13 protein-coding genes are annotated in these 12,668 nt (G+C 64.5%); 11 read left to right on the forward strand and 2 right to left on the reverse strand.

Annotation, left to right across the window (positions count from 1 at the left end; translation table 11 throughout):
• The first annotated feature begins 89 nt into the window (after positions 1 to 89).
• A complete protein-coding gene (locus LQV39_RS26365; RefSeq protein ID WP_290368567.1) occupies positions 90 to 1,718 on the forward strand; it encodes a methyl-accepting chemotaxis protein in 1,629 nt (542 codons plus the stop codon).
• 81 nt (positions 1,719 to 1,799) lie between these two features.
• Here LQV39_RS26365 and LQV39_RS09255 read toward each other — a convergent pair whose 3' ends face one another.
• Positions 1,800 to 2,006 carry a cold-shock protein gene (locus LQV39_RS09255; RefSeq protein WP_230024400.1) on the reverse strand — a complete coding sequence of 69 codons (207 nt, stop codon included), beginning with the start codon at positions 2,004 to 2,006 and terminating at the stop codon, positions 1,800 to 1,802.
• 241 nt (positions 2,007 to 2,247) lie between these two features.
• Between LQV39_RS09255 and ubiE the strand changes: the two genes are divergently transcribed.
• From ubiE to LQV39_RS09280, 5 genes are all read left to right on the forward strand, one after another.
• The gene (gene ubiE / locus LQV39_RS09260; RefSeq protein ID WP_230024408.1) at positions 2,248 to 2,982 is read left to right on the forward strand and encodes a bifunctional demethylmenaquinone methyltransferase/2-methoxy-6-polyprenyl-1,4-benzoquinol methylase UbiE; all 735 of its coding nucleotides are present in this window, start codon (positions 2,248 to 2,250) and stop codon (positions 2,980 to 2,982) included.
• Between the two features lie 10 nt (positions 2,983 to 2,992).
• Positions 2,993 to 3,970 carry a Tim44 domain-containing protein gene (locus tag LQV39_RS09265; RefSeq protein WP_230024415.1) on the forward strand — a complete coding sequence of 326 codons (978 nt, stop codon included), beginning with the start codon at positions 2,993 to 2,995 and terminating at the stop codon, positions 3,968 to 3,970.
• A 112-nt stretch (positions 3,971 to 4,082) separates the two neighbouring features.
• Positions 4,083 to 4,730 carry an SCP2 domain-containing protein gene (locus LQV39_RS09270; RefSeq protein WP_230024422.1) on the forward strand — a complete coding sequence of 216 codons (648 nt, stop codon included), beginning with the start codon at positions 4,083 to 4,085 and terminating at the stop codon, positions 4,728 to 4,730.
• Entirely contained in the window at positions 4,730 to 6,283 is a 1,554-nt protein-coding gene (gene ubiB, locus LQV39_RS09275; protein ID WP_230024437.1) for a ubiquinone biosynthesis regulatory protein kinase UbiB, read from the forward strand. The genes LQV39_RS09270 and ubiB overlap by 1 nt, the downstream gene beginning before the upstream one ends.
• Positions 6,284 to 6,288: 5 nt before the next feature.
• The gene (locus LQV39_RS09280) at positions 6,289 to 6,906 is read left to right on the forward strand and encodes a methyltransferase domain-containing protein (protein ID WP_230024444.1); all 618 of its coding nucleotides are present in this window, start codon (positions 6,289 to 6,291) and stop codon (positions 6,904 to 6,906) included.
• A gap of 3 nt (positions 6,907 to 6,909) precedes the next feature.
• Here the strand turns inward: LQV39_RS09280 and LQV39_RS09285 are convergent, their stop codons facing one another.
• Positions 6,910 to 7,590, reverse strand: coding sequence for a TetR/AcrR family transcriptional regulator (locus LQV39_RS09285; protein ID WP_230024451.1), 681 nt, complete (start codon positions 7,588 to 7,590; stop codon positions 6,910 to 6,912).
• A gap of 316 nt (positions 7,591 to 7,906) precedes the next feature.
• Between LQV39_RS09285 and LQV39_RS09290 the strand changes: the two genes are divergently transcribed.
• The 5 genes from LQV39_RS09290 to LQV39_RS09310 all read left to right on the forward strand — a co-directional run bounded on the left by LQV39_RS09290 (position 7,907) and on the right by LQV39_RS09310 (position 12,626).
• Positions 7,907 to 8,242 (forward strand): FmdB family zinc ribbon protein, encoded by a 336-nt coding sequence (locus tag LQV39_RS09290; RefSeq protein ID WP_230024455.1) that lies wholly within the window; start codon positions 7,907 to 7,909, stop codon positions 8,240 to 8,242.
• Positions 8,243 to 8,260: 18 nt separating this feature from the next.
• Entirely contained in the window at positions 8,261 to 8,836 is a 576-nt protein-coding gene (locus LQV39_RS09295) for a DUF502 domain-containing protein (RefSeq protein ID WP_230024463.1), read from the forward strand.
• A gap of 55 nt (positions 8,837 to 8,891) precedes the next feature.
• Positions 8,892 to 10,697 (forward strand): aspartate--tRNA ligase, encoded by a 1,806-nt coding sequence (gene aspS, locus LQV39_RS09300; RefSeq protein ID WP_230024472.1) that lies wholly within the window; start codon positions 8,892 to 8,894, stop codon positions 10,695 to 10,697.
• Between the two features lie 120 nt (positions 10,698 to 10,817).
• Positions 10,818 to 11,279 (forward strand): dihydroneopterin triphosphate diphosphatase, encoded by a 462-nt coding sequence (gene nudB / locus LQV39_RS09305; protein ID WP_230024479.1) that lies wholly within the window; start codon positions 10,818 to 10,820, stop codon positions 11,277 to 11,279.
• 60 nt (positions 11,280 to 11,339) lie between these two features.
• Positions 11,340 to 12,626 carry a hypothetical protein gene (locus LQV39_RS09310; RefSeq protein WP_230024486.1) on the forward strand — a complete coding sequence of 429 codons (1,287 nt, stop codon included), beginning with the start codon at positions 11,340 to 11,342 and terminating at the stop codon, positions 12,624 to 12,626.
• Positions 12,627 to 12,668: the final 42 nt, after the last annotated feature.

A 12,668-nucleotide genomic window follows, 5' to 3' on the forward strand; every position in this document is an offset into this window, starting at 1 on the left:
TGGCCGTGCGTCGATCCAGGCCCCAGCCCCAGGCCATCAATTCCTAAAAATATCCATTTTCGAGAGAAAAGATGTCCACGCACGCCTCCATGAAAGTAAGCACCCGCCTGAGCCTGGCTATTGGCGCCATCCTCATCCTCCTGGTCACCGTCAGCGCCATCGGCGTGCAACGCTTGAGCAGCCTGAACCACACAATGCTGCAGATGTCCGACGATCGCGTTCCGAAGATCCTCACCGCCAGCGACTGGCTGTTCCGGGTCATGGAAACCGCACGCCATACCCGCAACATGCTGATCCTCGACGACGCGGCCAAGATCAAGGCCGAGGTCGACGGCGTGCTTGATGACAAGAAGGCGCGCGCCGAGTACATGGCGCAGTTGCAGAAGACCGTCGTCACGCCGCAGGGCAAGGCGGCGCTGCAGGAGGTCATCGACCGCGGCGCCGAATACACGCCGGGCGAGGATGCCTACCTGAAGCTGGTCATGGCCGGCGATCGCGAGGCCGCCAAGACGCTGCTGCTGGACACGGTGCGGCCGCGCCAGCGCGAATACATCAACGCCCTGCGCAAATTCATGGCGGTGCAGAAGGACGTCATCGCGGGCAGCCAGCAGACGGCGGCCGAGGAATACGTGACGGCCCGTCATCTCATGATCGGCAGCAGCATCGCTGCGCTGCTGGTGGCCGCCGTGTGCGGCGTCCTGCTGACTCGTTCGCTGGTGCGCCAGATCGGCGCCGAACCCGCCTTCGTGGTGGAAACGGCCGACCGCATCGCTTCGGGCGACCTCGCTGCCGACATCGCGCTTCGCGCCGGCGACACCTCGAGCATCCTGTATTCCATGAAGCGCATGCGCGACAGCCTCTCGACCATCGTCGGCGATGTGCGCGCCGGTACCGATACCATCGCCTCGGCCGCCACCCAGATCGCGGTCGGCAACCAGGACCTGTCCTCGCGTACCGAAGAGCAGGCCAGTTCGCTCGAGGAAACCGCATCTTCGATGGAAGAAATGACCTCGACCGTCAAGCAGAACGCCGAGAACGCGAGGCAGGCCAACGTGCTGGCGGCGTCGGCCTCTGCCGTGGCGCTCAAGGGCGGTTCGGTGGTGGCGCAGGTGGTGGATACGATGGGCGCCATCAATGAGGCTTCGCGCAAGATCGTCGACATCATCAGCGTCATCGACGGCATCGCTTTCCAGACCAATATCCTGGCGCTGAACGCGGCGGTCGAGGCAGCGCGCGCCGGCGAGCAGGGGCGCGGCTTTGCCGTGGTGGCGAGCGAGGTGCGCAACCTGGCGCAGCGCTCGGCCTCGGCCGCAAAGGAGATCAAGCAGCTGATCGGCGATTCGGTCGAGAAGGTCGACTTCGGTTCCAGGCTGGTGGATGAAGCGGGCAGCACGATGCAGGAAGTCGTCGCCAGCGTGCAGAAGGTGGCCGGTATCCTAGGCGACATCGGCGTGGCGAGCCGGGAGCAGGAATCGGGCATCGAGCAGATCAATGGCGCCATCGGCCAGATGGATGCGGCGACCCAGCAGAACGCGGCCCTGGTCGAGGAAGCGGCGGCGTCGGCGGAAGCGATGCAGGAGCAGGCGATGCGCCTGGCGGAACTGGTGGCCGTGTTCAAGCTCCAGGCGACGGGCACGGCGCCGCAGCGTGTCGCGCAAGCCGTAAGCCAGGGCGGCTACGCGCTCGCTTCGCAGCGGCAGGCGATGCTCGCCAGCTGAAGACCGATCGCTGAAAAAGGAAAAGCCGGCTGACGCCGGCTTTTTTTGTGCCCGATGCCGGCCTCGGCCGGCTGGACGGCTTTACGCCTGCGGCTGGATGTTGGCAGCCTGCTTGCCCTTCGGGCCAGTGGTGATCTCGAAGCTGACGCGCTGGTTCTCCGCCAGGGACTTGAAGCCGGCCGTATTGATCGCCGAGAAGTGCGCGAACAGATCGTCGCCGCCATCATCCGGTTTGATGAAGCCGAAGCCCTTGGAGTCGTTAAACCATTTCACAGTGCCAGTCGCCATGTCTTTTCTCTCTTTAAAGGATTGTCCAAACTGTGCCGCGCCCCAGGTCTTCGCCTGGCGGACTCGACAGAGCTAAATCACTATAAGCAAAATTTAAGGAAAGTGCTGCACGATTGAAATAAAGTTTTTGCTAGTGTTGTTATTTCCGCGACAACAGCTCAGCAGTATCCGCGGCCGGGCTGTATACGCGCCTCCCTGCATGCCGCTTGTATAATGCAAGAAGATCAAACTGGCAAACGATATGACCAACACCACCCATTTCGGCTACAAGACCGTTTCCGAGGACGACAAGGTCCACGAAGTCGCCAAGGTTTTCCACTCGGTCGCGTCGAAGTACGACGTGATGAACGACCTGATGTCCGGCGGCCTGCACCGCATCTGGAAGACCTTCACCATCGCCCAGGCGGGTATCCGCCCCGGCTTCAAGGTGCTCGACATTGCCGGCGGCACCGGCGACCTGGCCAAGGCCTTTGCGAAGCAGGCGGGGCCGAGCGGCGAGGTCTGGCTCACCGACATCAACGAATCGATGCTGCGCGTCGGCCGTGACCGTCTATTGAATAAAGGTCTAGTGACCCCCACCTTGCTGTGTGACGCGGAAAAACTGCCCTTCCCGGACAATTACTTCGACCGCGTCAGCGTGGCCTTCGGCCTGCGCAACATGACGCACAAGGACCAGGCGCTGGCGGAAATGCGCCGCGTACTGAAGCCGGGCGGCAAGCTGCTGGTGCTGGAGTTCTCGAAGGTCGCCGCGCCGCTGCAGAAGCCCTACGACGTGTATTCGTTCTCGGTGCTGCCGTGGCTGGGCCAGCGCATCGCGGGCGATGCCGAGAGCTATCGCTACCTGGCCGAATCGATCCGCATGCATCCGGACCAGGAAACCCTGAAGTCCATGATGGAAACGGTGGGCCTGGAACGGGTGCAGTACTACAACCTGACGGCTGGTGTGGCCGCACTCCACACCGGCATCAAACTTTGAGGTGTCCACGATGAAGAAATTCTTGGCCAGCACGATGATCGCGGTGACCGCACTGTCCTTCGTCGCCGACGCATTCGCACGTCCGGTGGGCGGCGGCCGTTCCTTCGGGCGCCAGTCGTCTTCGGTCAGCCGGATGCGCACGCCGGCCCCGGCGCCCGCGCCGGCGCCTTACCAGCAGCCGGGCTACCAGCAACGCCCGGCGCCGGCCCCGATGGCGCCGCAGCAGATTCCGCAGCGTCGTCCGAGCATGTGGAAGGGCGTGCTGGGCGGCGCGCTGCTGGGCCTGGGCCTGGGCGCGCTGTTCTCGCACTTCGGCATCGGCGGCGCCATGGCCAGCGCACTGTCCTCGATCCTGATGATCCTGCTGCTGGTATTCGCCGTGATGTTCATCGTGCGCATGTTCCGCCGCAAAGCCGCCCCGGCCAATTCGCAGTTTTCCGGCTTCAATCAGCATCCGGTACCCGCCACCGGCGCGGCCAGCGCCACGCCGGAAATCGGTTCCGGCCTGAACCAGGGCTGGCAGCCGAACTCGGCGAACAGCTATTCCGGCGGCTACAACCAGCCGACCTCGAACGTTTCGCTGAACAAGCAGGGCGCGCACGAGCAGTGGGGCGTGCCGGCCGGTTTCGATACCGAAGCCTTCCTGCGCCACGCGAAAGCCTCCTTCATCCGCATGCAGGCCGCCTGGGACCGCGGCGACACGGCCGACCTGCGCGAGTTCACCTCGCCCGAAGTGTTCGCCGAACTGCAGCTGCAGATCCAGGAACGCGGCGGCAACCAGGATTACACCGAGGTCGTCTCGATCGACGCCCAGCTGCTGGGCATCGAGACTACCGAGCGCGACTACCTGGCCAGCGTGCAGTTCAACGGCATGATCCGCAACGCCCCGGGCGCGCAGGCCGAGCCTTACGTCGAGGTGTGGAACCTTGCCAAGCCGCTGAACGGCAATGGCGGCTGGGTTTTGGCGGGTATCCAGCAAATTACCTAATATTTTTGACAATTTTTGTCATAAGGGTACGTGCCGCCCGGTTTGTGCCCCGGCGAACTGGTAAGATCGAAACCGCCCAAGCAGGGCGGTTTTTTTTTGAACGCAAGCATCAATGTCACCGACTTCTTCTTTATTCGTAGCGACCGTCAATCACCTGCTGGCCCAGGAAGCCTGGGCGCGCGATACGCTGATGCGCAAGGCCGGCAAGGTCGCCTGCATCAGTGTCGAGCAACTGCGGGGCCAACTCCGCCTGTGCATGCGCGTGGCGAAGGATGGCATGCTGGAAGTGGCCGGCGACGGCGAGGCGCCGGACGTGACCATCCACGTCAAGCTCAGCGACCTGCCGCTGATCCTGCAGAACCGCGACCGCGCCTTTTCCTATGTGCGCATCGACGGCGATGCCGAATTCGCAAACACCATCTCCCAGCTGTCGAAAGGCCTGCGTTGGGATGCCGAATACGACCTTGAACGCTTTTTCGGCCCGATCGCGGCGGCCCGCCTGGTGGGCGGCGCACGCGCGGCCGTCTCGCATGCGACCGGCGCCTCGCGCCGGCTGGCGGAGAACGTCGCCGAATTCCTGCTCGAAGAACGCCGCGTGCTGCTCCGCCCGAGCACCGTCGACGCCTTCGCGGACGAGGTGAACCGCACCCGCGACGACGTCGAGCGCGCCGCCAAGCGCATCGCCAAACTGGAACAGCGGCTGGCCCAGCGCAGCGCCGCCACCGTTCCCGCACTCCCGGACCCCAAATCGGATAGCTGATGATCCTGAAATTCCTGCGCCTGCTGAAAATCCTGACCGTGTTCACCCGATACGGTCTCGACGAAATCGCGATGTCCGGCCTCGACGTGCCGCGCACCGCCCGCTTCATCAACACGATGTTCTTCTGGCGCCGCATCACCTCGCCGCGCGCGATCCGCCTGCGCCTGGCCCTGGAAGAGCTGGGCCCGATCTTCGTGAAGTTCGGCCAGGTGCTGTCGACCCGTCCCGACCTGATGCCCGAGGATATCGTGGCCGAGCTGTCGCTGCTGCAGGACCGCGTGCCGCCCTTCGATTCCGATCTCGCCATCGCCCAGATCACGCGTTCGCTCGGCGCCCCGCCGGACCAGCTGTTCGCGACCTTCGAGCGCACCCCGGTGGCCTCGGCCTCGATCGCCCAGGTGCACTTCGCGACCCTCAAGAACGGCAAGGAAGTCGCGGTCAAGGTGCTGCGTCCCGGCATGAAGACCACCATCGATGAAGACCTGGCCCTGATGCAGATGGCGGCCGGACTGATCGAAAAGCTGTGGCCGGACAGCCGCCGCCTGAAGCCACGCGAAGTCGTCGCCGAATTCGACAAGTACCTGCACGATGAACTCGACCTGATGCGCGAGGCGGCCCAGGCCAGCCAGCTGCGCCGCAACTTCGCCAACTCGACCCTGCTGATGGTCCCGGAGATGTACTGGGACTACTGCTCCAGCAGCGTGATCGTGATGGAGCGCATGAACGGCATCCCGATCTCGCAGACCGACCGCCTGGTGGCCGCCGGCGTCGACCTGAAAAAGCTGTCGCGCGACGGCGTCGAGATCTTCTTCACCCAGGTCTTCCGCGACGGTTTCTTCCACGCCGATATGCACCCCGGGAACATCCTGGTATCGGTGGAAGAGGCGACCTTCGGGCGCTACATCGCGCTGGACTTCGGCATCGTCGGCACCCTGAACGACTTCGACAAGGATTACCTGTCGCAGAACTTCCTGGCCTTCTTCCGCCGTGACTACAAGCGCGTGGCCGAGGCCCACATCGAATCCGGCTGGGCGCCGCGCGACACCCGCGTCGACGAGCTGGAAGCCGCGGTGCGCGCCACCTGCGAACCGATCTTCGACCGCCCGCTGAAGGACATCTCCTTCGGCCAGGTGCTGCTGCGCCTGTTCCAGACTTCGCGCCGCTTCAACGTCGAGGTCCAGCCGCAGCTGGTGCTGCTGCAGAAGACCATGCTCAACATCGAGGGCCTGGGCCGCCAGCTGGATCCGGACCTCGACCTGTGGAAGACCGCGAAACCCTACCTGGAACGCTGGATGGCCGACCAGGTCGGCTGGCGCGGCTTTGTCGAGCGCCTGCGCGACGAGGCGCCGCGCTTCGCCCAGATCTTCCCGCAGATCCCGCGCCTGGCGCACCAGGTGCTGCACAAGCACGCGCACAGCGACCTCGATATGGGCGACCTGATGTACAAGCTGGTGGAGAACCAGCGCCGCACCAACCGCCTGCTGGCCTTCCTGGCCGGCGTCACGGCCGTCGCCGTGGTCGGCCTGGCCGCCATGCATTTCGTCCGCTTCTGACCAGCATGCCCGATTTCTCGATCCGCGATCCGCTCGCGCCCGCGTTCTGGGACGAGCGCTTCGACAAGCAGTTCACGCCCTGGGACCGCGGTGCTGCCCCGGCCGCGCTGCGTGCTTTCGTGGCGCAGGCGCCCGGCCCTTTGACGGTCGCAGGACGGCCCCCGGCAGTCCTGCTACCAGGCTGCGGCTCGGCCTACGAACTGGCGCTGATGCTGGACGGCGGCTGGGACGCCACCGCCATCGATTTCTCGTCCAGCGCGGTGGCGCGTGCAAAGGCGCTCGCGGGACCGCACGCCGACCGTATCGTGCAGGCCGACTTTTTCGATTACCTGCCGCCCAAACCGCTCGACCTGGTCTACGAACAGGCTTTCCTGTGCGCGCTCCCGCGTGCGCGCCGGCTTGACGTGGCCGCGCGCTGGGCCCGGCTGCTGGCGCCCGGCGGCCTGCTGGCCGGCTACTTCTTCTTCGACGATGCGCCCAAGGGCCCGCCCTTCGGCATTGCCCGCGCCGAACTCGATGCGCTGCTGGCGCCGCACTTCGACTGCATCGTGGATGATGCCGTCACCGATTCGATTCCGGTGTTTGCAGGTAAAGAACGCTGGATGGTCTGGCGCAGGAAGTAGGCCTTAGCGCGGCCCGCAGACGGCGCGGAACCCCGCCGCGCAATAAGCGATCATGCGCGGCGCGATCGCCGCCATGTCGGACGAGGAGGCGCTGCCTGCCGACAGCTGGTCCAGGCGGCCGGTGTCGCTCAGGGTCAGCGTCAGGGCGCCGGTCAGGAAGTGGTAGCTGTAGAACAGGTCGTCGATGCCGGCATCCGGCAGCACCCGCTGCAGCAGGCCGATGAAGCGCCGCACCACCGGATCGAAGTGGCTGGTCATGGTGTCCGCGCCCCAGCCGGGGGCGCTGTTGACCAGGCCGAGCAGGGCGAAATAATGCTGCCAGCCCGGGTCGCTGTGGCGGGCGCGGTCGAGCAGGGGCATCAGGAAGGCCGAAGCGACACCCTCGACCGTCATGCGGTCGCCGCATTCCGCTTCGTAGCGGTCCATCGCGTCCATGCGGTCCTGGTTGATCGGACCCGCGCGGCGCGCGAACACGGCGTCGAACAATGCCTGCTTGGTGCCGAAGTAATAGTGGACCAGGGCCGAGTCGACCCCGCATTCGACGGCGACGGCGCGCACCGTCACGCCATGGAAGCCATGCACCGAAAACAGTTTTTCGGCCGCGTCCAGGATCACGGGTGCGGTTTCCTTGCCGCCTGCGATCCTGGGACGGCGGCCAAGCCGGGGTTCGGTAGAGCGCGTCATTGTGGCTTCGTAAAAGAAAAGGGCCCGCGGAGGGCCCTGATTTGAAGTCGTTCTTTTATGGCTTCGCGGCGATGGTGCAGGACCGGTCGCGCAAACTTCTGTTTCTTTTTCAGCTGAGCTGAGGAGTGCTATTTAAACAGGTATGTTGATGTTCGGCAAACGTAACTCATCCATTGTGCGGAATAAAAACAACACTGTTGCCGGTTGGCAGCAAGTTAACAGGGTGTTCATCCCGTCCGGCCATGGGCCGAGGCGGCAAATCCCGCCGCAAAAGCTTTATAATTCAGGGTTTTGATGATTTTTGCGGAGTATTCAGATGCCGATTTACGCCTACCGCTGCGATGAATGCGGGTTTGCCAAGGATGTGCTGCAAAAGATTTCGGATCCGGTCCTGAGCGTCTGCCCGTCCTGCGGCAAGTCCTCGTTCAAGAAGCAGGTGACCGCCGCCGGCTTCCAGCTCAAGGGCACCGGCTGGTATGTGACCGACTTCCGCGGCGGCAGCGCGCCGGCGACTGGCACGGCGCCGTCGGCCGACAGCGGCAGCAACGGCAGCAGCAGTAGCGCCGGCGACAGCAGCACCGCCAGCGCCGCGCCTGCAGCGGCGGTCGCACCGGCTGCACCGGCCGCGAAGCCGGGCGACAGCAGCACCTGATTCCATTGCGGACACCGAATGCGTAAATATTTCATTACCGGCGCGCTGGTCCTGGTTCCCCTGGCGATTACCGCCTGGGTGCTCAACTTCGTGATCGGCCTGCTGGACCAGTCGCTGGTGCTGGTGCCGAACGACTGGCAGCCGCGCACTTACATCCCTGGCCTGGGCGCGATTATCACGCTGGCGATCGTGTTCCTGACCGGCGTGCTGACCAATAACCTGGTCGGCAAGTGGTTCGTGCGCCTGTGGGAGCGGCTGCTGAACCGCATTCCGGTCGTGAACTCGGTCTACGGCAGCGTCAAGCAGGTGTCCGACACCCTGTTCTCGTCCTCGGGCAACGCCTTCCGCAAGGCCGTGCTGATCCCGTACCCGCACGAGAACTCGCACACGATCGCCTTCCTGACCGGCGTGCCGGGCGGCGACGTGAAGAATCACCTGGTGGGCGACTACGTGAGCGTGTACGTGCCGACCACCCCGAATCCGACCTCCGGCTTCTTCCTGATGATGGAACGCAGCCGGGTCGTCGAACTGGACATGACGGTCGACGCGGCCCTGAAGTACATCGTGTCGATGGGCGTCGTGGCGCCCGAATAGCAAGAATCTAACGCCTGGCAGCAGGCACCGAATAACCAACCTGGATCGAAAAACTATGTCCTCCATGCGTACCAACTACTGCGGCCTCGTGACCGAAGAGCTGCTGGGCCAAACCGTCAGCCTGTGCGGCTGGGTGCACCGCCGCCGCGACCACGGCGGGGTGATCTTCATCGACCTGCGCGACCGTGAAGGCCTGGTGCAGGTCGTCTGCCACCCCGACAATGCGGACGTCTTCAAGGGCGCCGAGCACGTGCGCAACGAGTATTGCCTGCGCATCACCGGCACCGTCGTGAACCGCCTGGAGGGCACCGCCAACGCCAACCTGAAGTCGGGCAAGATCGAAATCAACACCACGCAACTGGAAGTGCTGAACGCTTCGGTGCCGGTGCCGTTCCAGCTGGACGACGACAACCTGTCGGAAACCACCCGCCTGACGCACCGCGTTTTGGATCTTCGTCGCGACCAGATGCAGCACAACCTGCGCCTGCGCTACAAAGTCTCGATGGAAGTCCGCAAGTACCTGGACAACCTGGGCTTCATCGACATCGAAACCCCGATGCTGGGCAAGTCGACCCCGGAAGGCGCCCGTGACTACCTGGTGCCGTCGCGCGTCAACCCGGGCACCTTCTTCGCGCTGCCGCAGTCGCCGCAGCTGTTCAAGCAGCTGCTGATGGTCGCCAACTTCGACCGCTACTACCAGATCACCAAGTGCTTCCGCGACGAAGACCTGCGCGCCGACCGCCAGCCGGAATTCACCCAGATCGACTGCGAAACCTCGTTCCTGACCGAGCAGGAAATCCGTGACCTGTTCGAAGACATGATGCGTGTGGTCTTCAAGAACGCCGCCGGCATCGACCTGCCGAACCCCTTCCCGGTGATGGATTTCGCCACCGCCATGGGCTCCTACGGTTCGGACAAGCCGGACATGCGCGTCAAGCTGCAGTTCACCGAACTGACCGATGTGGTGAAGACCGCCGAATTCAAGATCTTCAACAGCGCCGCCAACATGGCCGGTGGCCGCGTGGTCGGCATGCGCGTGCCGCAGGGCGGCTCGATGCCGCGTTCGGAAATCGACGCCTACACCCAGTTCGTCGCCATCTACGGCGCCAAGGGCCTGGCCTACATCAAGGTCAACGAGAAGGCGAAAGGCCGTGACGGCCTGCAGTCGCCGATCGTCAAGAGCCTCTCGGACGAGATCCTCGCCCAGATCCTGGAAATGACCGGCGCCGAAGACGGCGACCTGATCTTCTTCGGCGCAGACAAAGCCAAGGTCGTCAACGACGCCATCGGCGCGCTGCGCGTGAAGATCGGCCACTCGGAATTCGGCAAGAAGGCCGGCCTGTTCGACGACGTCTGGTCGCCGCTGTGGGTGATCGACTTCCCGATGTTCGAGTACGACGACGAAGCCAATCGCTGGACCGCGACCCACCACCCGTTCACCGCACCGAAGGACGGCCACGAGGACATGCTGGAATCGAACCCGGGCGCCTGCATCGCCAAAGCCTACGACATGGTCCTGAACGGCTGGGAGCTGGGCGGCGGTTCGATCCGTATCCACCGCGAAGAAGTCCAGAGCAAGGTGTTCCGCGCCCTGAAGATCGACGCCGAAGAAGCCCAGCTGAAGTTCGGCTTCCTGCTCGACGCCCTGCAGTATGGCGCGCCGCCGCACGGTGGCCTGGCCTTCGGCCTGGACCGCCTGATCACGCTGATGACCGGCTCGACCTCGATCCGCGACGTGATCGCCTTCCCGAAGACCCAGCGCGCACAGGATCTGCTGACCAACGCGCCGTCGGAAGTGGACGAGAAGCAGCTGAAGGAACTGCATATCCGTTTGCGTGGCGAGCAGCCGAAGGTGGCGTAAGCTTCACCCGTCGTCCCCGCGCAGGCGGGGACCCAAGTTTGCCGGCGTTTCGTTAGCGCTTACAGCACTTGGGTCCCCGCCTCCGCGGGGACGACGCTTTTGGGCGCTACAATAGCGCTCATGCCCCACAAAATCCCCGAATCCGTCCTCGTCGTCATCCACACCGCCGACCTCGAGGTCCTGCTGATCGAGCGCGCCGACCGGCCCGGCTTCTGGCAATCCGTCACCGGTTCCCTCGACCGGATCGACGAACCGCTGCTCGACACCGCCGCCCGCGAGCTGTTCGAGGAAACCGGCATCCATGCCGACGGCGAGACGATCCGCCTGCACGACTGGCACCTCTCCAACGTCTACGAGATCTACCAGACCTGGCGCCACCGCTATCCCCCCGGAGTGACCCACAATACCGAGCACGTGTTCTCCGTCTGCGTGCCGCGCGATATCGCTATCACGCTGGCCCCGCGCGAGCACCTGCAATATGCGTGGCTGCCGCTGCTGGAAGCGGCCGACCGCTGCTTCTCCAGCTCGAATGCGGAGGCGATCCTGCATTTGCCGCGCCACGTCACCCCCTCATCCTGCTAGTTGATGTAAAGACATCTTTTTCCGCTAGAGTAGGGCTTTTCTCTACCGACCGGAGTCGCGATGCCTGCGCGTCTTTCCCTTTCCGTCGTGCTGGTGGCCGCGCTGTTTGCCGTGGACGGGGCGTCCGCCCAGCAATCGCGCCCGTACGCCCTCGGCAGTTACCTGCAGCCGCTGGCCAACGCCGAAAAAGACGCGGCGGCCTTGCCTGCGGAGGCATATGCGCGCCCGCGCACGCCCGAGGTGGAGACTGCCATACGCCGTATGAGCCATGCATTGCAAAGCCTGGCCACGAACCGGTCCTATGTGGGCGACACCGACGGCGCCATCGCCGCCTTCGATTTGCAAATGCCGGCCAGGCCGCTGCTGAAGCCCCAGCAGGTGGCGAACCTGCCCGGGGTGGAGGACGCCCGCGCCGAGGATGCAATCCGCGCCATCGTCGAGCAGGCGCGCAGCAAACAGATCGTGCTGATCAACGAAGCCCACCACGTGCCGATGCACCGCGCCTTCACGCGCAGGCTGGCGCAGGAACTGCGCAAGATCGGCTACACCTACCTGGCTGCCGAGACCTTCAATGCCGACAGCCAGGGCAGAGTGCCCTTGAGCGCGGCGGGACGGACGCAGTTCAGGACCGGCACCTATACCTGGGAGCCGGGATTTGCCGATTTCGTGAACGAGGCCGTGGCCGATGGCTGGACATTGGTCCCCTACGAGATCGAACGGACCACGTCGTCCGGCCTCAACCAGACCGAACAGGTGAGGGAACGCGAGCAGGTGCAGGCACGCCAGCTCATCGAGCGCACGCTCGGCAGGGACAAGAACGCCAAGGTGCTGATCCACGTCGGCTACCACCACCTGATCAAGGTGGCGCCTGGCGACAAGATGCCTTTCGTGCCGATGGGCGAGCTGATCCGCCGGCTGAGCGGCGTGCCGACCCTGCACGTCGACCAGACACAGTTCTACGCCCATCCTGACCCCGCCTTGGAGCATCCCATGTATGCCGGCCTGCTCGGCAAGTTCCCGGAAACGGCGCCATTCGTCCTGCGCGCACCGGATGGCAGCCACCCGGTGCTGAGCGGCTACGAGGGACGAATCGATATGCAGGTGATCTTCCCCCGCTATGCCACGCGCGACGGCCGCCCCGAATGGCTGCAGACCCTGGCCGGCCGCGCGCCGCGTCCCATTCCGTCCGCACTGCTGCCGAAGCAGGGTCGGCGCGTGATCAAGGCGTTCCGGCCAGCGGATGGGAAGGATGCGGTGCCGGCCGACGTCGTGCTGCTTGATGCCGGCAAACCGGCCCCAGCCTTGATGCTCCCAGCCGGCGACTTCCGTTTCGAAACCGAAGAATAGCCGGCAGGCGCGTCAAAAGATGGCGACTGCAATCGTGCTGTT

The sequence above is a fragment of the Massilia sp. Bi118 genome, from assembly GCF_918697865.1.
Lineage (GTDB): Bacteria > Pseudomonadota > Gammaproteobacteria > Burkholderiales > Burkholderiaceae_D > Telluria.